We start from the raw sequence: 358 nt of genomic DNA, 5'->3' as shown, positions 1-358 counted from the left end.
GCAGCGATTAACTAATGCGATACTAGCTCAGTTGGTAGAGCGCAACCTTGCCAAGGTTGAGGTCATCGGTTCGAACCCGATGTATCGCTCCAAATTCTCTCTTTTTAGAGAACAGAGTCATTAACTTAAATAATGCATCCGGACGCGGGATGGAGCAGTTTGGTAGCTCGTCGGGCTCATAACCCGAAGGTCGTCGGTTCAAATCCGGCTCCCGCAACCACATTACAGTTAAGCGCTATCTATTGCCCAAGGCGGTAAGAGCAGCGATTAACTAATGCGATACTAGCTCAGTTGGTAGAGCGCAACCTTGCCAAGGTTGAGGTCATCGGTTCGAACCCGATGTATCGCTCCAAATTCT

The 358-nt window shown here is 49.2% G+C and carries 3 tRNA genes; all 3 read left to right on the top strand.

From position 1 onward, the window contains the following. Positions 1-16: 16 nt before the first annotated feature. Positions 17-92, top strand: a tRNA-Gly gene (locus QQ041_RS23990). A 51-nt stretch (positions 93-143) separates the two neighbouring features. Further along, positions 144-220: transfer RNA gene (locus QQ041_RS23985), tRNA-Met, on the top strand. Between the two features lie 56 nt (positions 221-276). Beyond that, positions 277-352: transfer RNA gene (locus QQ041_RS23980), tRNA-Gly, on the top strand. The last annotated feature ends 6 nt before the right edge of the window (positions 353-358 follow it).

Source organism: Vibrio sp. TMPB1044 (genome assembly GCF_030442075.1).
In the GTDB taxonomy this organism is placed as follows: Bacteria; Pseudomonadota; Gammaproteobacteria; order Enterobacterales; family Vibrionaceae; genus Vibrio; species Vibrio satsumensis.
Note: the sequence above shows the minus strand (reverse complement) of the source record. Positions and strands in the feature narration are given on the sequence as shown.